The sequence below is a fragment of the Sphingomonas sp. genome (assembly GCF_036387535.1).
In the GTDB taxonomy this organism is placed as follows: Bacteria; Pseudomonadota; Alphaproteobacteria; order Sphingomonadales; family Sphingomonadaceae; genus Sphingomonas_R.
This window is the reverse complement of record NZ_DASVTO010000140.1, coordinates 1-17,971: the sequence shown is the minus strand read 5'-3', so window position 1 is coordinate 17,971 and position 17,971 is coordinate 1. Positions and strand designations below refer to the sequence as shown.

Annotated in this window: 18 protein-coding genes; 3 read left to right on the top strand and 15 right to left on the bottom strand. The window is 67.1% G+C overall.

All coding sequences use genetic code 11. From position 1 onward, the window contains the following. The 7 genes from VF649_RS12945 to VF649_RS12915 form a co-directional block, all read right to left on the bottom strand. Window positions 1–921 (bottom strand): acetyl-CoA carboxylase biotin carboxylase subunit (locus VF649_RS12945; protein WP_331012372.1); only part of this gene is annotated, 921 nt, incomplete at its 3' end. 69 nt (window positions 922–990) lie between these two features. After that, window positions 991–1,539, bottom strand: a complete 549-nt coding sequence (locus tag VF649_RS12940; RefSeq protein WP_331012371.1) for a hypothetical protein — start codon at window positions 1,537–1,539, stop codon at window positions 991–993. Further along, on the bottom strand, window positions 1,536–2,528 hold the full coding sequence (bioB, locus tag VF649_RS12935) for a biotin synthase BioB (protein ID WP_414713680.1): 993 nt from the start codon (window positions 2,526–2,528) through the stop codon (window positions 1,536–1,538). The genes VF649_RS12940 and bioB overlap by 4 nt, the downstream gene beginning before the upstream one ends. Before the next feature lie 5 nt (window positions 2,529–2,533). After that, the gene (gene scpA / locus VF649_RS12930) at window positions 2,534–4,750 is read right to left on the bottom strand and encodes a methylmalonyl-CoA mutase (RefSeq protein ID WP_331012369.1); all 2,217 of its coding nucleotides are present in this window, start codon (window positions 4,748–4,750) and stop codon (window positions 2,534–2,536) included. A 97-nt stretch (window positions 4,751–4,847) separates the two neighbouring features. Continuing rightward, on the bottom strand, window positions 4,848–5,633 hold the full coding sequence (locus VF649_RS12925; RefSeq protein WP_331012368.1) for an enoyl-CoA hydratase-related protein: 786 nt from the start codon (window positions 5,631–5,633) through the stop codon (window positions 4,848–4,850). Window positions 5,634–5,744: 111 nt separating this feature from the next. Beyond that, window positions 5,745–6,161, bottom strand: coding sequence for a methylmalonyl-CoA epimerase (gene mce, locus VF649_RS12920; protein ID WP_331012367.1), 417 nt, complete (start codon window positions 6,159–6,161; stop codon window positions 5,745–5,747). Between the two features lie 7 nt (window positions 6,162–6,168). Next, complete coding sequence (locus VF649_RS12915; protein WP_331012366.1) at window positions 6,169–7,701, bottom strand: acyl-CoA carboxylase subunit beta; 1,533 nt, start codon at window positions 7,699–7,701, stop codon at window positions 6,169–6,171. Between the two features lie 236 nt (window positions 7,702–7,937). Here VF649_RS12915 and VF649_RS12910 point away from each other — a divergent pair, with 236 nt between their 5' ends. Beyond that, window positions 7,938–9,332, top strand: a complete 1,395-nt coding sequence (locus VF649_RS12910) for a helix-turn-helix domain-containing protein (RefSeq protein ID WP_331012365.1) — start codon at window positions 7,938–7,940, stop codon at window positions 9,330–9,332. Window positions 9,333–9,809: 477 nt separating this feature from the next. Here VF649_RS12910 and rpoN read toward each other — a convergent pair whose 3' ends face one another. After that, entirely contained in the window at window positions 9,810–11,309 is a 1,500-nt protein-coding gene (rpoN, locus tag VF649_RS12905) for an RNA polymerase factor sigma-54 (RefSeq protein ID WP_331012364.1), read from the bottom strand. 63 nt (window positions 11,310–11,372) lie between these two features. Then, window positions 11,373–12,152, bottom strand: a complete 780-nt coding sequence (lptB, locus tag VF649_RS12900; RefSeq protein ID WP_331012363.1) for an LPS export ABC transporter ATP-binding protein — start codon at window positions 12,150–12,152, stop codon at window positions 11,373–11,375. A 139-nt stretch (window positions 12,153–12,291) separates the two neighbouring features. On the opposite strand from lptB, the gene gmk reads away from it, so the two are divergent. Beyond that, a complete protein-coding gene (gene gmk / locus VF649_RS12895) occupies window positions 12,292–12,975 on the top strand; it encodes a guanylate kinase (protein WP_331012362.1) in 684 nt (227 codons plus the stop codon). 178 nt (window positions 12,976–13,153) lie between these two features. Beyond that, window positions 13,154–13,819, top strand: coding sequence for a PEPxxWA-CTERM sorting domain-containing protein (locus VF649_RS12890; protein WP_331012361.1), 666 nt, complete (start codon window positions 13,154–13,156; stop codon window positions 13,817–13,819). 188 nt (window positions 13,820–14,007) lie between these two features. On the opposite strand, the gene VF649_RS12885 is transcribed toward VF649_RS12890, so the two are convergent. From VF649_RS12885 to VF649_RS12860, 6 genes are all read right to left on the bottom strand, one after another. Next, complete coding sequence (locus VF649_RS12885) at window positions 14,008–14,706, bottom strand: ATP12 family chaperone protein (RefSeq protein ID WP_331012360.1); 699 nt, start codon at window positions 14,704–14,706, stop codon at window positions 14,008–14,010. 10 nt (window positions 14,707–14,716) lie between these two features. After that, on the bottom strand, window positions 14,717–14,950 hold the full coding sequence (locus VF649_RS12880; RefSeq protein WP_331012359.1) for a hypothetical protein: 234 nt from the start codon (window positions 14,948–14,950) through the stop codon (window positions 14,717–14,719). Then, window positions 14,947–15,618, bottom strand: a complete 672-nt coding sequence (locus tag VF649_RS12875) for an HAD-IA family hydrolase (RefSeq protein ID WP_331012358.1) — start codon at window positions 15,616–15,618, stop codon at window positions 14,947–14,949. Before VF649_RS12875 ends, VF649_RS12880 begins: the two co-directional genes overlap by 4 nt. Before the next feature lie 85 nt (window positions 15,619–15,703). Then, window positions 15,704–16,798, bottom strand: coding sequence for an RluA family pseudouridine synthase (locus VF649_RS12870; protein WP_331012357.1), 1,095 nt, complete (start codon window positions 16,796–16,798; stop codon window positions 15,704–15,706). Beyond that, the gene (crcB, locus tag VF649_RS12865) at window positions 16,795–17,169 is read right to left on the bottom strand and encodes a fluoride efflux transporter CrcB (RefSeq protein WP_331012356.1); all 375 of its coding nucleotides are present in this window, start codon (window positions 17,167–17,169) and stop codon (window positions 16,795–16,797) included. The genes VF649_RS12870 and crcB overlap by 4 nt, the downstream gene beginning before the upstream one ends. Window positions 17,170–17,438: 269 nt before the next feature. Continuing rightward, window positions 17,439–17,971 (bottom strand): cold-shock protein (locus VF649_RS12860; protein ID WP_331012355.1); only part of this gene is annotated, 533 nt, incomplete at its 5' end.

The window sequence follows — 17,971 nt, the reverse complement described above, 5'->3', positions numbered from 1 at the left end:
ATCGAGCCCGGTCACACATTCCGTCACCGGATGCTCCACCTGCAGCCGGGTGTTCATTTCCAGGAAATAGAAACTGCGATCCGCGCCGGCGATGAACTCGACCGTCCCGGCGGAGAAATAGCCCACCGCCCGCGCCAGTTCGACCGCCTGCTCACCCATCGCGCGTCGCATCTCCGGCGTCACGAACGGGGATGGCGCTTCCTCCACCCCCTTCTGGTGGCGCCGCTGGATCGAACATTCGCGCTCGCTTAGATAGACCAGATTGCCATGCTGATCGCCCAGCAACTGAATCTCGATATGGCGCGGGCTTTCGACGAACTTCTCGATGAACACGCGGTCGTCACCGAACGACGCCAGCCCTTCGCGCTTGGTCGCCTCGAATCCTTCGCGCACGTCGCGTTCGGACCAGGCCAGCCGCATCCCCTTGCCGCCGCCGCCGGCCGATGCCTTCATCATCACGGGATAGCCGATGCCGCCGGCGATCTCGACCGCATGATCCGTGTCGCGGATCTCGCCGATGAACCCCGGCACCACCGATACGCCCGCGCCCTGCGCCAGCTTCTTCGACTCGATCTTGTCGCCCATCGCGGCGATGGCGCCGGGCGGCGGACCGATGAACGCGATGTCGTTCTCCGCCAGCAGCCGCGCGAAGCTCTCGCGCTCCGATAGGAACCCGTAGCCCGGATGCACCGCTTGCGCGCCCGTCTCGCGCGCCGCCAGCAGGATCGCGTCGGCCAGCAGATAGCTTTCCGACGCCGGCGGCGGTCCCAGCCGCACCGACTGGTCCGCCATCTGCACATGCGGGCTGCGCGCGTCGGCATCGGAATAGACCGCAACGGTCTTGATCCCCATCGCCCGCGCGGTCCGGATCACCCGACATGCGATTTCGCCGCGGTTGGCGATCAGGATCTTCTCGAACATGCGTGCCCCTTTTCCATCATCGGCCTCATGCGATGCCGATTGCCGATCCTTCAAAAACCAGGACCGGGTCTACTTCCCCAGTGCCGCCGACAGGCGGATGTCCATGCCCGCACCGCCCGCCGCGTTGCGGGTCGCCGCCGAAATCTGCACCGTGCGGCCCTCCGGTCCTGCGGCTGACCATTCGGTCACGCCCTGCCCCTTGCCGGTCCGCGTCCGCCCGGTCTTCAGCGCCAGCGCTTCGGCCAGTTTCGCCGAAAAACTCAGCTGATCGACACTTTTCGCCGTCCGCGCCAGCAAGGTGCAGCGCGTCGCGCCATCCGCGCTCTGGCCGTACCGGATCAATGCCCGATCCGAACGCCATGTCTGGCCTGTCCCCCCATCGCGGCTCGGCACCGTCGTGAACGGCACACCCGATCCGGCCACCGCCACCACGAACGCGCCTGCATCGGTCAGATGCGGCAGGCACAGCGCCCGGAACAGCGCGATCGCTTCCACAGGGTCGATCGCGACCCGCTGCGGCTGCGTGGCCGGCATCGAAACCATCGGCGGATGCGCCGCCAGGGTTTCCGCACTGGGCACCGCCGCCTGCATCGCCAGCATCAGCGCGGAGGCGATCATGCGCCGGCGCCCATCGGCATCAGCCCCAGCGTCGCGAACAACGCGCCGTCCGCATCCCCGCCGGCGTTGCCGGTCGTCAACAGCCGATCGCCCGTAAAGATCGAGTTGGCGCCCGCCAGGAAACACAGCGCCTGCGTCGACTGGCTCATGCTTTCCCGCCCGGCGGACAGGCGCACGCTGGACGTCGGCATCAGGATGCGCGCCACCGCCACCGTCCGCACGAATTCGATATCATCGATCCGCGCCTCGCCCTGTTCGATCATGCGGTCGCCGATCGGCGTGCCCTTGATCGGCACCAGCGCATTCAGCGGCACGCTCTCCGGATGCTTGGGCAACGTCGCCAGCGCATGCAGGAAATCCACCCGGTCCGCCCGCGTCTCGCCCATACCCAATATGCCACCGCAACACACCGCCATACCCGATGCGCGGACATGCTCCAGCGTATCCAGCCGGTCGCCATAGGTCCGCGTCGTCACGACCTCGCCGTAGAAATCCGGCCCGCTGTCCAGATTATGGTTGTAATAATCCAGCCCCGCCTCGGCCAGCCGATCCGCCTGGCTGCGATCCAGCATGCCCAGCGTCATGCACGTCTCCAGGCCCAGCGCCTTGACCTCCGCCACCATCGCGGTCAGCGCGGGCATGTCGCGCTCCTTCGGGCTCCGCCACGCCGCCCCCATGCAGAAGCGTTCGGACCCCGCCGCCTTCGCCGCCTTCGCCGATGCCACCACCGCATCATGGTCCATCAGCTTCGATGCCTTCAACCCGGTGTCGAACGCCGCCGATTGCGAACAATAGCCGCAATTCTCCGCGCATCCGCCGGTCTTGATCGACAGCAATGTCGACAACTGCACCCGGTTCGCATCATGATGTGCCCGGTGCACCGTCTGCGCGCGGTACAGCAGGTCCATGAACGGCAGGTCGAACAGCGCGGCAACATCCGCGTGCACGACCTGCGCCCGCGCGCGGGCGGGGGGCTCCATCGTCAACATCTCGCTCATACCATCTCCACGCCCACCGGCGGCACATTGTGCCCCAGCAACTGCAACACCTGCCCCGCGGCGTCCACCAGGTTCGTACCCGGGCCGAAGATCCCCTGAACGCCGGCATCGCGCAGAATCTGGTAATCCTGCGCTGGGATCACGCCGCCCGCGATCACCTTGATATCGCTGCGCCCGGCATCGCGCAGATGCCCGATCAGCTCTGGGATCAGCGTCTTGTGCCCCGCCGCCAGGCTGGATGCGCCCACCACGTCGACATCCTTGGAAATCGCCAGCTCGGCGGCCTCCCGCGGCGTCTGGAACAGGGGGCCGGCAACGATCTCGAACCCCAGGTCGCCGAACGCCGACGATACCAGGTTCGCGCCGCGATCATGCCCGTCCTGCCCCATCTTCGCGACCAGCATCCGCGGCGGCCGTCCCTTGCGCCGCCCGATTGCGGTCACGCCCTCCTGCAAGCCATGCCACGCCGCATCCTCGGCATGCGCGCCGCCATAGATGCCGGACACCGGCGTCGGTTGCGTTCCGTACCGCCCGAACACCGTCTCCATCGCCGCCGAAATCTCGCCCAGCGTCGCCCGCGCCCGTGCGCAGTCCACCGCCAGCGCCAGCAGGTTAGCCTCGCCGCGCGCGCCCTCCGTCAACGCCGCCAGCGCCGCGGCACAGGCGGCTTCGTCGCGCCCCGCCTTCACCCGTGCGATCCGCGCCACCTGCGCCTCGCGCACCGCGACATTGTCGACGTCCAGGATGTCGATCGGATCTTCGTCCTTCAGCCGATATTTGTTCACGCCGACGATCACCGCCTCGCCGCGATCGACGCGCGCCGCAAATCCCGCCGCGGCCTCCTCGATCCGGCGCTTCGGCATCCCACTCGCCACCGCCTTGGTCATGCCGCCCAGCGCCTCGACCTCCGCGATGATCGCCCAGGCCTCGTCATGCAGCTGCTGCGTCAGCGCCTCGACATAATAGCTCCCGCCCAGCGGATCGACGACCTTCGTGATTCCGGTTTCCTCCTGCAACACGATCTGCGTGTTGCGCGCGATCCGCGCGGAGAAGTCGGTCGGCAGCGCGATCGCCTCGTCCAGCGCGTTGGTGTGCAGCGATTGCGTCCCCCCGAACGCCGCCGCCATCGCCTCCACCGTCGTGCGGATGACGTTGTTGTACGGGTCCTGCTCGGTCAGCGACACGCCCGACGTCTGGCAATGCGTGCGCAGCATCTTCGACCGCTCGTCCTTCGCGCCCAGATCGGTCATCACCCGGTGCCACAGCTTCCGCGCGGCGCGCAGCTTCGCCACTTCCATGAAGAAGTTCATGCCGATCGCGAAGAAGAAGGACAGCCGCCCGGCGAACGCGTCCAGATCCTGCCCCTTCGCCATCGCGGCGCGGGCATATTCCATCCCGTCGGCAATGGTGAAGGCCAGTTCCTGCACCTGCGTCGCGCCCGCCTCCTGCATATGATAGCCGGAGATCGAGATGCTGTTGAACTTCGGCATATGCGCCGATGTGTAGCCGATGATGTCCGCGATGATCCGCATGCTGGGTTCGGGCGGATAGATATAGGTGTTGCGGACCATGAACTCCTTCAGGATGTCGTTCTGGATGGTCCCGTCCAGCAGGTGCTGCGGCACCCCCTGTTCCTCGCCGGCGACGATGAAGAACGCCAGGATCGGGATTACCGCGCCGTTCATCGTCATGCTGACCGACATCTGGTCCAGCGGGATGCCGTCGAACAGGATCTTCATGTCGTCGATCGTGTCGATCGCCACGCCGGCCTTGCCGACATCGCCCGTCACTCGGCCATGGTCGCTGTCATAGCCGCGGTGCGTCGCCAGATCGAACGCGACCGACAACCCCTTCTGCCCCGCCGCCAGGTTGCGGCGATAGAAGGCGTTGGATGCCTCTGCGGTCGAAAATCCCGCATATTGCCGGATCGTCCACGGCCGCCCCGCATACATCGACGCGCGCACCCCGCGCGTGAACGGCGCGAAACCGGGCAGGCCGGGATCGATCCCCGCCACATCCTCTGCGGTATAAAGCGGCTTGACCACGATCCCTTCCGGCGTGTGCCAGTCCAGATCGCGGCCCTTGGTTTCCTTGGCGGCCGCCTTCGCCCAGTCCTCGCGGCGGGGATTGGCGACCGGTTCGGGCACGTCGCCCGGCTTGGGCGCAACCCCCGGATCCTCGCCCGGCATGGCGGGTGCGACTGGCGCGGTCATCGCTGCCGCTCCCCTTCCTGGAAGCGGGTCAGCGCGGCGGGACCACGCCCGACCCCGCACGGTCCTGCTGCGGACGAAGCCGTCTTGTCCTTCGCGCTCATCGTCCCGTAAACTCCGCCGGACGCTTGCCGATGAAGGCGGTCACGCCCGCCATGAAATCCGTCGTTCGCCCGGCCCGGCGCTGGTCGATCGCCTCCTGCGCCAGCACTTCGGGCAAGGTCGTCACCAGCGCCTGCCCCACCGCGCGGCGAATCATTCCCATCGCCTGCGTCGGCCCCGCCGCCAGCCGCTGCGCCAGCGCCTGTGCCTCCGCCATCAGCCTGTCGTCTGCCACCACCCTGTGAATCAGGCCCCAGCTCTCCGCCTTCTCCGCGGGCACGCGCTCGCCCAGCAACATCATCTCCAGCGCCTTCGCGCGCCCCGCGCCCTTCGCCACCAGCCACGTCGCGCCGAAATCCGGCACCAGCCCGATATTGACGAACGCCAGCAGGAAATAGGCCGACTGCGCCGCCACCACGAAATCGCCGTGCAGCGCCAGCGAACATCCCGCCCCCGCCGCCGCGCCCTGCACCGCCGTCACCACCGGGATCGGCAGTTCGGACAGCTTGATGGCCAGGGGATTATAGTGCGTCTCCAGCAGCTGCCCGAGATCGTCGGGCAGGCCGCCCGAACTCCGCGCGACCAGATCGGCGCCCGAACAGAAGGCCCGCCCCTCGCCCGCGATCAGCAACGCGCGCGCGCCCTCCGCCACCGCCCGGTCCAGCGCCTGTCCGATCTCCGCCAGCATGTCCGGCACGATCGCGTTCAACCGCTCCGCCCGCGCCAGCGTGATCGTCGCGACGGCATCGGCCAAGTCGTATCGGATGGAAGTATAGTCGGTCATCGCGTTCCCACTTTCACACCAATACCCAACCCGTTCGGTTCGTGCTCGCCCAGAACGCTGCGAAACATGTCCCATTCTCGACAGGCTCGAACCAAACGGACGTGGGGACGATCAATGCTCCGCCCCCGGCGCTTCCATCAACTCGACCAGCACGCCGCCCATGTCCCGGGGATGCAGGAACACCACCGGCGTCCCATGCGCTCCGATCCGCGGCACGCCCAGTATGCGGGCGCCGCGTGCCGTCATCGCCGCCACCGCCGCAGTGATATCGTCCACCTCGAAACACACATGATGCTGCCCGCCCGCCGGGTTCTTCGCCAGAAACCCATGGATCGGCGACGCCGCCCCCAGCGGCTCGATCAGCTCGATCTGCGTATTGGGCACATCCACGAAACACACCCGCACCCCCTGCGCCGGCAGGTCGAACGGCTCCCCCGCCGTGCCGCCCAGCAGATCGCGATACACCGCCAGCGACGCCGTGATCGACGGCGTGGCGATGCCGATGTGGTTCAGGCGACCGATCGTCATTGCGGCGTCAGAGCGGGATATTGTCATGCTTCTTCCAAGGATTCTCCAGCACCTTGCCGCGCAGCTTGCGCAGGCCCAGCGCCACCCGCCGCCGGGTCGAATGCGGCATGATCACCTCGTCGATGAAGCCCTTCGCTGCCGCCACGAACGGGTTGGCGAACCGCGCCTCATATTCGGCGGTCCGCTCGGCGATCTTGTCCGGGTCGCCGGCTTCCTTGCGAAAGATGATCTCGACCGCGCCCTTGGCCCCCATCACCGCGATCTCCGCGGTCGGCCACGCATAGTTCAGGTCGCCGCGCAGATGCTTCGACGCCATCACGTCATAGGCGCCGCCATAGGCCTTGCGCGTGATCACCGTGATCTTCGGCACCGTCGCCTCGGCATAGGCGAACAGCAGCTTGGCGCCGTGCTTGATGATGCCGTTATGCTCCTGCGCCACACCCGGCAGGAAGCCCGGCACATCGACAAAGGTCAGGATCGGGATGTCGAACGCGTCGCAGAACCGCACGAACCGCGCCGCCTTCCTCGATGAATTGATGTCCAGCACGCCGGCCAGCACCATCGGCTGATTCGCCACGATGCCCACCGTCCGGCCCTCGACCCGCCCGAACCCGGTCAGGATGTTGCCGGCATGCGTCGGCTGCGTCTCGAAGAAATCGCCCTCGTCCACCACCCGCGCGATCAGCTCGCGCATGTCGTAGGGCTTGTTGCTGCTGTCGGGGATCAGCGTGTCCAGCGCCGGTTCGATCCGGTCCCACGGATCGGTCGTCGGCCGCACCGGCGGCTCCACCCGGTTCGACGCGGGCAGGAAATCGACGAAATCGCGCGTCGCCAGCAATGTGTCGATATCATTGTCGAACGCCAGGTCCGCCACCCCGGACTTGGTCGTATGCGTCACCGCGCCGCCCAGCTCCTCCTGGGTCACCACCTCGTTGGTGACGGTCTTCACCACCTCCGGCCCGGTGACGAACATATAGCTCGAATCCTTCACCATGAAGATGAAGTCGGTCATCGCCGGCGAATAGACCGCGCCGCCCGCGCACGGCCCCATGATGACCGAGATCTGCGGCACCACGCCCGATGCCAGCACGTTGCGCTGGAACACCTCGGCATATCCGCCCAGCGATGCGACGCCCTCCTGGATGCGCGCGCCGCCGCTGTCGTTCAGCCCGATCACCGGCGCGCCGACCTTCAACGCCATGTCCATGATCTTGCAGATCTTCTGCGCATGCCGTTCCGACAGCGATCCGCCGAACACCGTGAAATCTTGGCTGAACACGAACACCAGCCGCCCGTTGATCGTGCCCGATCCGGTGACCACGCCGTCGCCCGGAAACACCTGGTCCTGCATGCCGAAATCGACGCAATTATGCTCGACATAGGCGTCCAGCTCCTCGAACGACCCGTCGTCCAGCAACACGTCCAGCCGCTCGCGCGCGGTCAACCGCCCCTTGGCATGCTGCGCCGTAACCCGCGCCGGCCCGCCGCCCGCCCGCGCCTCCGCCCGCTTCGCTTCCAGCCGTTCCAGGATCGCCAGCATGCATCTCTCCTCCACCGCCTCCTCCCATCCTGCGCGCACCAACGCAAATGTGAACTTGCAAAGTTGCGAAGGAGGAGTTTGCAAATTGCCGGCGAAGCACTACCCCCGGCGCAGGCGGGGGTCCAGTTCAGGTCTAGCCGGCATTTAGCCCGGAACACGCGAACTGGTCCTCGGCCTGCGCGGGGGTGCGCCCCGCTCCTCGATCGCGCGCTCGAACAACGGCAGAAGAAACCGTCATGCCCCGCCCCCGCCGCTTCGCCGGTCCCGAACTCAAGACACTCCGCCGCACCGCCGGCCTGGGCCAGGCGGCGATGGCCGAACGGCTCGGTCTCTCGATCAGCTATCTGTCGCAGCTTGAGAATGACGACCGCCCCGTCACCGCCGCCGTCGCCGCGGCGCTCGCCCGCCATTTCCCGCTCGACTGGCAGGACGCCGGCGACGCCCCCGCCCGCCGGCTGGCGGCGCTGGCGGAGGCGATGGCCGATCCCGTCCTCGCCGGCTTCACGCCGCCCGACGGCCTTGCCCGCACCGCGGAACAGAACCCCGCGCTCGTCGATCGATTCCTCGCGCTGCACGCCGCCTGGCGCCAGGCGGAGGATCGCCGCCACATCGCCGACGAAGCCACCGCCAGCGGCATCGCCGACGGCCGTCGCCTGCCTTGGGAGGAGGTGCGCGACTGGTTCCACGCCGCCGGCAACTATGTCGACCCGCTCGACCGCGCCGCCGAAGCGATCGCCGAAGCGCTGATCGCCACCGGGGACGACAGCCCCACCACCGCCGCGCTCACCGCCCATCTCGCGGCGCAGGACATCCATCTCCGCCATGCCGGCGGCGACGCGCCCCCGCTCCGCCGTTACGACCGCGCCACCCGCACGCTCACCCTCAACCGCGCGCTCCCTGCCACCAGCCAGCGTTTCCTGCTCGCGCACCAGATCGCGGCGCTGGCCCAGGCGGAAATCATCGCCGACATCGTCGACGGCGCAGACATCAGCGCCGCCGCGCGCCCCTTGCTCGCCATCGGCCTTGCCAATCATGCCGCCGGCGCCCTGCTGATGCCCTACACCCGCTTCGCGCGCGCCGCCCGCGCCGCCCGCCACGATATCGACCGGCTGTGCCAGCGCTTCGACGTCAGCTTCGAACAGGCCTGTCACCGCCTCTCCACGCTGCAACGCCCCGGCCAACGCGGGATTCCGGTCTTCTTCTGCCGTGTCGACATGGCCGGCAACATCACCAAGCGGCACTCCGCCACCCGCCTCGCCTTCGCCCGCTTCGGCGGCGCCTGTCCCTTGTGGATCGTGCATGAGGCGGTCGCGATCCCCGACCGCATCCTCGTCCAGCTGGCCGAAACCCCGGACGGCGTCCGCTACGTCTCGATGGCCAAGGGTCTCGTCAAACCCAGCGGCAGCTACGCCCGCGCGCCGCGCCGCTATGCGGTAGCGCTCGGCTGCGAGGTCGAACATGCCGCCGACTTCATCTACGCCGACGGCATCGGCCACCAGCCCACCCCGATCGGCATCAGCTGCCGCCTCTGCCCCCGCCCCGACTGCGACCAACGCGCCTTTCCCCCCGCCGACCGCGCCATCGCGATCGACCCCGACGTGCGCGACGTGGTCCCGTACCGGGTGTTGTGACCGCCACGCAGCACTCAGCCGGGTGCTGCCAGCCTCGCGGCAGGAGCCATGCCACAATCGCCATAATACACGTTAGAAGCAGAAACCCGAACGTTCGCAACACGTTAACACGGCATGGCAACCTACTATGAACGTATATGCGACCGTCGAGGAACGATCTTGCGCGAAGAGCGGCGGGAAGAGCCCGGTCTTCGAGACGCGATGGCACGTGCCAATGGCTGGATCTGCTCGATGGGCGGATGCCCGGCAAGCCAACGCTTCGACCCCCACGGCCGTGTTGAAATCGCCGACCATGACGGCCATCCCGTCGCCCGGATCTACTGCGCCGAAGTCCTGGCTTCCCCAGGCGAACCGGTATAGCGCCGATCGCGGGGATGGTACCTCAGCGTAATCCTGCAGCGGACCGGAAGGCTGCGCGCCGCCGGCTACCGGCCATGAGCTGCTGACCACCACCACGCCATCACGATCTGGAACGGTCTACCCCGCCAACGCCTTCTGCCGCCGCCGCTGCACGCTTGATCCCAGGCCGATCGCCTCGCGGTATTTCGCCACCGTTCGCCGCGCGATGTCGAAGCCCTGGCGCTTCAGATGATCGACCAGCGCGTCGTCGGACAGCACCGCCCTCCCCTCCGCCGCGATCAGCTTGGCGATTGCGTCCTTCACCGCTTCCGCCGACGCCGCCTCGCCGCCATCGGCGGACTGGATACCACTGGTAAAGAAATATTTGAGTTCGAACAGCCCGCGTTCGCAGCTCAGATATTTGTTTGATGTCACCCGGCTGACGGTCGATTCGTGCATCCCGATCGCATCCGCTACGGTTTTCAGCGTCAGCGGACGCAGCTGCGTCACGCCGTGGCGAAAGAACGCCTCCTGCTGCTTCACCAGCTCGGTCGCGACCTTCACGATCGTGCGTGCGCGCTGGTCCAGCGCCTTCACCAGCCAGTTCGCACTGGTCATGCATTCCGCCAGCCACGCCTTCGATGCCTTGTCCTGCGCGCCGCCGGACAATTCGACATAATAGCTGCGATTGATCAGCACCCGCGGCAAGGTCGCACTGTTCAGCTCGATCGCCCAACCGCCGCCACGCCTGGCCACGAAGATGTCGGGCGACACCGCCTCGATCCGCCCGCCGCCAAAGCGTAGCCCCGGCTTCGGATCATAGCCGCGCAGCTCGCGGATCATGTCGGCCAGATCCTCGTCGTCGACCCCGCAGATCTTGCGCAGCTGCCCCAAAGCGCCCCGCGCGACCAGGTCCAGGTTCGCGATCAGCGCCGCCATGCACGGGTCGTACCGGTCCGCCTCGCGCGCCTGCAACGCCAGGCATTCGGCCAATCCACGCGCCGCCACGCCGGTCGGCTCCAACCCCTGCACCACCGTCAGCACGCGTTCGACCTGCGCCACCGCGACGCCCAGCCGGGCAGCGACATCCGCAATCTCGCCCGTCAGATATCCCGCCTCGTCGATCAGGTCGATCAGGTGCCCGGCGATCAACAGGTCGACACCCGCCAGCACCTGCCCCGCCTGCGCCAGCAGATGGTCCTGCAGCGACAGGTCCTCGGCCAGCGTCGCTTCGAATCCCTGGCCGTCCTCCGGCACCCCGCCGCCCGCGGCCGCGCCGTCCAGGCCCAGCCCGCCGTCCATCCCGCGCCCGCCATCGGTCGGCCCGTCATGGATGAAGGTTTCGGCGTCATAATCGACGTCCAGCGGCTGGTCCGCCGCGGCATCGCCGCCGGCGATCAACTGGTCCGCGGTCGCCGCCTCGCCAGCCTCCGCGACGTTGGCCTCGACCATCGGCCCCTCCGGCGCCTCGCCTTCCTCGCGCCCGGTATCCAGCAGCGGGTTCTTCTCCAACTCCTCGGCGATGAACCCCTCGACCTCCAGATTCGACAGCGCCAGCAGCTTGATCGCCTGCTGCAACTGCGGCGTCATCACCAGCGATTGCGACTGGCGCAGGTCCAGACGCGGCGCGAGGCTCATCGCCGGGCCCGCCCAGGCATGTGGTTTGGAAACGGCGTGTCGACCAGGGGCCCCGCCATCGCTCTACAGCGCGAAGCTCTCGCCCAGATACAGCCGCCGCACATTCTCGTCGGCGACCAGCGCCTGCGGCGACCCCTGGAACAGCACCTTGCCGTCATAGATGATGCAGGCGCGATCGACGATATCCAGGGTCTCGCGGACATTATGGTCGGTGATCAGCACGCCGATATCGCGCCGTTTCAGGTCCTTCACCAGATCGCGGATATCCGCGATTGAAATCGGGTCGATACCCGCAAAGGGTTCGTCCAGCAGCATGATCGACGGGTCCGCTGCCAACGCGCGCGCAATCTCGCACCGCCGCCGTTCGCCGCCCGACAACGCCATCGCCGGCGAATCGCGCAGCCGGCCGATGTGGAATTCCTCCAGCAACGTCTCCAGCTTGGCGGCACGCGCCGTCTTGTCCGGTTCTGCCAGCTCCAGCACCGCCATGATGTTCTGCGCGACGGTCAGGCCGCGAAAGATCGACGTCTCCTGCGGCAGATAGCCGAGCCCCAGGATCGCGCGGCGGTACATCGGCAAGCCGGTGATATCCTCGCCGTCCAGCAGGATCCGGCCCGCGTCCGGCTTCACCAGCCCCATCACCGAATAGAAGCAGGTGGTCTTGCCCGCGCCGTTCGGTCCCAGCAACCCGACCACTTCGCCGCGCGCCACGTCCAGCGACACGTCCGACAGCACCTGCCGCCGGTCGTAGGATTTGGCAATCGACACGATCGACAATCCGCGCGCCACCGCCCGGCCGTCGCTGCTCGCATCGCTCAGGGTCAGGGTGTCGGGCTCGCTCATGCCGACGGTGCCTAGCCGAGGCGCGCGGTGGGGACAATCGCCTTGCCATGCTCCGTACGGTGCCGCGGCCACCCCGCGACCGCCGCTTTTGCACGATGGCCGATTGACGGCACCCCCGCCCACACGCCAAGGGGGACGCATGCCCGATCCGAACGATACGCCGGCACTGCCACAGCGTCGCCAGCCGCATGCGACCGAACTGCAACGCCGCGGCCTGTTGTTCGTGCTGTCCTCCCCCTCCGGCGCGGGCAAATCGACGATCGCGCGCATGCTGCTGGATGCGGACAAATCGATCGCGATGTCGGTGTCCGCCACAACCCGCCCGATGCGCCCGGGCGAGGTCGAAGGCCGCGATTATCATTTCGTCGATACGCCCGAATTCAAACGCATGGTCGCGGACGGCGAATTCTACGAATGGGCGCATGTCTTCGACCATCGCTACGGCACGCCGAAAGCCCCGGTAAAGGCGCTGCTGGATGCCGGTCGCGACGTCCTGTTCGATATCGACTGGCAAGGCGCGCAACAGCTGTTCCAGCAGGCCGGTGGCGATGTCGTGCGGATCTTCATCCTGCCGCCGTCGGTGGAGGAACTGAACCGCCGCCTGGCCGCCCGCGGCACCGACAGTGCGGAGGTCGTCGCCGCCCGCATGGCCCGCGCCGCCAGCGAGATCAGCCATTGGGATGGCTATGACTATGTCCTGATCAATGACGAGGTCGACCGCTGCTTTGCCCAGGTCCGCCTCATCCTCCGCGCCGAACGCCTGAAACGCAGCCGCCAGACCGGCCTCATCGGCTTTGCCCGCAAACTGATGGGCGGCGGCTGACACGCGGCTTACCGGCTGCAAGGCGGTCCTGCTTCTACCGACCGCATCCGCAAAGACCACCTGCGCGACCGTCCTATTCTGGCACGATGTCGCGCGGCGTTTCCCCATCCCCCAATTGGGGTATGACGATGAATTGAAGGGCGGTTAGCCGCATGCCGTTAGCATGTGGAGACCGACTATGAATTTTATCGCACGTTCTGCCGTTGCAACGGCATTGCTGACGGCCCTGGTCACGGCGTCAGGGGCCGATGCTGCATTGGTCGAAATTAGGTTTGCCGGCACGATCGACGTACTACAAGACGCGGCGAACATCGTGGATGACTCCGTACGCATTGGCGATCGCATGTGGATCAGCCTGATCCACGATATCGATGCGCCGACGTCCATTTTATCTGCATTCCCGCAGGAAAAGCGTCGTGAGGGCGCGGGCATAAACTCTCCGCTTTTATCCTACTCCGTCGGTTCCGGGGTTTGGCAATTCGGAGAAAGCGCAATTTCCAGCCGCGTGTGGAGCTACCAGCGCGATACCTGTTGCCTTGACAGTTATGGCGGGGACGCAGTTGGTGCTAACGGACGCGCAAGTGCTAATCTCACATCTCGCGACGATATTCTGCCGTTCGATTTCGAGACGCAGATCAACAGGACAGTGCCTGTCACGTCGGAAGCGCACTTTCGTTTCGATGGATTTAGAACCGTCGTCGGCTTTGATATCGACAGCTTCTCCGTAACGACATTGACAGCCGTTCCGGAGCCAGCAACCTGGGCGACGATGCTGGGTGGCTTCGCGACGATCGGTGGCGCAGCGCGTTACCGTCGCCGCAGAATGACTGCTGCCTTCGCTTGACTGACCGACACCCCCGCCAAATCAAGAAGGGGTGTCAACATCATGTTGGCAGCCCCTACCTGTCGTGACCACAAGGCTCGTCTCAAGACGACTGTACGATCGGGCCGAGCGTAGCCGAGAAGCCAACCTCGTCCACCGTCGAACGGCGCATGGCATGGCCACACACCCGCTCGGATCGCGGCGTGTCCCTACGCCACCCGCCCCAGTTCCACGAACCGCGCCGCCGCCAGGAAATCCGCCCGGCGCAGTTCGCGCGCCTCCGTCGCCAGCGCGTCCTCGCCCCAGCGTTCCACCTGCCACAACTCGTCCACATGCGCGGCATCGAACGCGCCCTCCGCATCGATCGCGCCCTCGATCACCGCCAGCGCCACGACCAGCGATCCGGCAATGCTGGTCAGCGGCGACAGGCCCGCCAGCGTCGTTGCGGTTTGCGCCGCCACCGCCGCACGCAGCCGGGTGATCGTCTCCGGCGGTTGCGCGACATGCACGATCCCGGCCGTTACCCGCAACGCGACGTCATAGCGCGCCCGCGCCCAATCGAGCAGCGGATCCCACGCCGCCGCCTGCCGCGTGATCAGCGTGTCCGGCGCCTCCGCGCGGTAACAGAGCAGATCGGTCTCGGCATAGCCCGCAATCGGCGGCACGAACGCCGCGGGATCGGGCGCGACCCGGTCGATCGCCGCATTGGCCAGGCCGGTCATCGGCATGCTGCGCGGGTCGATCTCCTTCCCCTGCGCCGCCCATTCCGCCGCCACCGCATCGGCCAGCGCGCGCGTCGGCACCATCAGCGGCAGGCGCGCCGGCGTCCGCACCGGCCGCGCGTCCAGCGTGATGCCATGGCCGTCCGGTCCCGGTACCACCGCAACCTCGGTCCAGAACCGCTTCATCGTTCGCGGTTCATGGCTGCGGCGGGCTCCGCCATCCGCGGATCAGATAGCGTGGCAACAGCATCGACTCGGCCATCCCCAGCACGAACAGCGGCATGCCCACCATCCAGTTGCCGCCGGTATCCAGCAGGTCTCCGTACCAGATCCACAATCCGAACAGCATCAGCACCACACCCGACGCGCGCACCGCACTGATGATCGCAAACCGGGTCATCGCCAGCTTTTCCATGTCTTCGGGCGTCATGCGATCTCCGGCATACAGGCGGCGGCCAACACGGGCAGCTGCTCGGGATGCGTCGCGATATGGGTGGCCCCCTCCGCAATGAGAAGCGCCGGCGCATGATAGCCCCAGGTCACGCCGATCGTCGCCACGCCCGCCGCGGCGCCCATTGCAATATCAAAAGCGGTATCGCCGATCATCACGGTGGTCTCGGGCGCCGCCCCCGCCTCCGCCATCGCCAGCGCAAGCATCGCAGGATGCGGCTTGGACGGATGCCGGTCCGCGGTCTGCAGCGTCACGAACCGGTGCGTCAGCCCATGATGCGCCAGGCACAGCGCCAACCCGCGATCGGACTTGCCGGTCGCCACCCCCAGCAACCAGCCCGCCGCGTCCAGCGTATCGATCGCCGCCACGATCCCGTCATACAGCGGTTCCTGCACTTCCCCGCGCCCGCGCTGCGCCTGGAACGCCGCCTTGTACCGATCCGCGATCAGCCGATGCGCCGCCGCATCCAGGTCCGGCACCAGCGCCGCGACCGCCTCGACCAGGCTCAACCCGACGATCCCCAGCACCTGCGCCCGCGGCGGCATCGGCAACCCGGTTTCGGCAAAGGCGACCGCCATCGCATGGACGATATTGGCCTGCGAATCGACCAGCGTCCCGTCGCAATCGAACACCGCCAGCCGGTTCATGCCACGACGATCGCGGATCGACGGCCAATTGCACCCGCCCGCCGACGATGAGGGCGGGCCGGCAGACTCTCGAGTCCCACCGGCATCAACGCTCGCTGCCGCGTCCGCGGCGTTCGCCCTTGCGCTCCTTGCGGCGGGACTTGGCGATGTTCAGCGCCGCGCGGTTCTTGCCCTCCAGAGTCTCGCTGAACTTCACCTCGTCGATCGGCAGGTCGGCGCGCAGCGGATCGAAGCCCAGCATCTCGACGCTTTCGGCGAAATGCGTCGGCAATGGCGCGATCACGTCCAGCGCGCCGCCCTCGGGCAGGTCCACCTTCAACCGGCGCGCATGCAGGTGCATCTTGCGGCTGATCCCGCCAGTCAGGAATGCGTCCTGCCCGCCATATTTGCCATCGCCGACGATCGGGTGGCCGATCGCCGCCATATGCACGCGCAGCTGGTGGGTCCGGCCGGTAAAGGGCTGCAATTCGACCCAGGCCGCGCGATTTCCGGCGCGTTCGATCACCCGGTACCGCGTGCGCGCCGCGCTGCCTTCCTTCATGTCGACATGCATCTTCTCGCCGCCGGTGCCCGGCTGCTTCCCGATCGGCAGTTCGATCATGCCGTCATGGACATCCGGCACGCCGGTCACCAGCGCCCAATAGACCTTGCGTGCGGTGCGGCTGCTGAACGCCTTGGCGAAATGGCCGGCGGCGTTCGCGGATCGCGCGACCAGCAGCACTCCCGACGTATCCTTGTCCAGCCGGTGAACCAGCTTCGGCCGCCCCTCGGCATCGAACATCAATGCGTCCAGCATCCCGTCGACATGGCGGTCGGTCTTGGTTCCGCCCTGCGTGGCAAGACCTGGCGGCTTGTTGATCACGATCGCATGCTTGTCGCGGTGCAGGACCAGCGACTGCATCAACGCAATGTCTTCCGGCGGCAGGTCGGCGACGATGCGCTTGGGCTTGGCCGGTGCCGTCGGCGCGTCCGCGGGGGGCACACGGATCGATTGCCCGGCTTCGACCCGGTCACCGGGGCCGACCCGCTTGCCATCGACGCGCAACTGCCCGGTGCGCGACCAGCGCGACACGATGTTGAAACTGGCGTCGGGCAGGTTGCGCTTGAACCAGCGATCCAGGCGGATGCCGTCGTCGTCCGGCTTCACCGTGAAAGTGCGCACATCGTCGGACGCGCTCATGCGAGCACCCGTGCGGCAGTCAGGCCGAGATAGAGCGCCAGGAGCGCTCCGGCCACCGATCCCGCGACATAAAGCGATGCCGCGGCGACGTCGCCGCGCTGGAGCATCGTCATTGTCTCCAGGCTGAACGCCGAAAAAGTGGTGAAGCCGCCCATCACGCCCACCGCCAGCAGCAGCCGCAGCGGTTCGGTGATGGCATGGCGCATGAGCAAGCCGGCGACCACACCCATACCACAGCCGCCGATCAGGTTCACGGCAAGCGTACCCCAGGGAAAAGCAGGACCGAACGCGGCGAGCGCGGCGCGGCCGACAAGGTAGCGCAGCGCCGATCCGATCGCGCCGCCGCTCATGACGAGAAGAAGAGAAGGCATGCGCGTTCCTTACACTGCGGCGCGGTGTGAAACCAGTGATGGGGTGTCGACAGGCCCGGACGACGATAGCGAACGAGAAACCTCCGCTGCCCGCTCATTTCCGAGCAACGCGAACACTGCTCTACCCGCTCATGCTGCGTAGCGGCCGAGCAGACCCGAAGGAGCGTATCGAGGAAGCGTATCGCAGCACGGCCAAGAAAAAGGCCCGGTCCTCCGCGAGGGGAGGACCGGGCCCTTGTCTGATCAGGGGCCGAACCCGACCCCGCGGATCAGGCGAGCGAGGTGAGGTTCACCGCGGCATATTTGCCGCGACGGTCGACCTCCAGCTCGAATTCGAGCCGGTCGCCTTCGTTGAGGTTGGTCATGCCGGCGCGTTCCACGGCCGAGATGTGGACGAACGCATCCGGCTGTCCATCATCGCGCTGAATGAAGCCGAAGCCCTTCATCGCGTTGAAGAACTTGACCGTTCCGCTCGCCTTTTCACCCGTCAGCTGGCGCTGCGGGCCGCCGGCGCCACCACCGGCACCCGCGCCACCACGCGGGGCGGCATCGCGCTCCCGCGGCGGGCCGCGATCGTCGCTTACCGGCATCGGCTCGCCATCGATCTTCAGGTCGGTGGCGGAGATCCGGCCACCCCGATCGACCAGCGTGAATTCCAGCGGCTGACCTTCGGCCAGGCCGGTCAGGCCCGCCTGCTCGACTGCGGAAATGTGCACGAACACGTCTTCGCCGCCATCGTCACGAACGACGAAGCCAAAGCCCTTCTGGCCGTTGAAGAACTTCACGACGCCCTTGCCCTCGC

Coding starts and splice junctions, on each gene's coding strand:
- lptB (WP_331012363.1), bottom strand. CDS start 12,152: ATGAGCGAGCCCGACACCCTGACCCTGAGCGATGCGAGCAGCGACGGC.
- crcB (WP_331012356.1), bottom strand. CDS start 17,169: ATGCCTTCTCTTCTTCTCGTCATGAGCGGCGGCGCGATCGGATCGGCG.
- VF649_RS12910 (WP_331012365.1), top strand. CDS start 7,938: ATGCCCCGCCCCCGCCGCTTCGCCGGTCCCGAACTCAAGACACTCCGC.
- rpoN (WP_331012364.1), bottom strand. CDS start 11,309: ATGAGCCTCGCGCCGCGTCTGGACCTGCGCCAGTCGCAATCGCTGGTG.
- bioB (WP_414713680.1), bottom strand. CDS start 2,528: ATGTTGACGATGGAGCCCCCCGCCCGCGCGCGGGCGCAGGTCGTGCAC.
- VF649_RS12890 (WP_331012361.1), top strand. CDS start 13,154: ATGAATTTTATCGCACGTTCTGCCGTTGCAACGGCATTGCTGACGGCC.
- VF649_RS12870 (WP_331012357.1), bottom strand. CDS start 16,798: ATGAGCGCGTCCGACGATGTGCGCACTTTCACGGTGAAGCCGGACGAC.
- VF649_RS12915 (WP_331012366.1), bottom strand. CDS start 7,701: ATGCTGGCGATCCTGGAACGGCTGGAAGCGAAGCGGGCGGAGGCGCGG.
- mce (WP_331012367.1), bottom strand. CDS start 6,161: ATGACGATCGGTCGCCTGAACCACATCGGCATCGCCACGCCGTCGATC.
- gmk (WP_331012362.1), top strand. CDS start 12,292: ATGCCCGATCCGAACGATACGCCGGCACTGCCACAGCGTCGCCAGCCG.
- VF649_RS12875 (WP_331012358.1), bottom strand. CDS start 15,618: ATGAACCGGCTGGCGGTGTTCGATTGCGACGGGACGCTGGTCGATTCG.
- VF649_RS12885 (WP_331012360.1), bottom strand. CDS start 14,706: ATGAAGCGGTTCTGGACCGAGGTTGCGGTGGTACCGGGACCGGACGGC.
- VF649_RS12880 (WP_331012359.1), bottom strand. CDS start 14,950: ATGACGCCCGAAGACATGGAAAAGCTGGCGATGACCCGGTTTGCGATC.
- VF649_RS12940 (WP_331012371.1), bottom strand. CDS start 1,539: ATGATCGCCTCCGCGCTGATGCTGGCGATGCAGGCGGCGGTGCCCAGT.
- scpA (WP_331012369.1), bottom strand. CDS start 4,750: ATGACCGCGCCAGTCGCACCCGCCATGCCGGGCGAGGATCCGGGGGTT.
- VF649_RS12925 (WP_331012368.1), bottom strand. CDS start 5,633: ATGACCGACTATACTTCCATCCGATACGACTTGGCCGATGCCGTCGCG.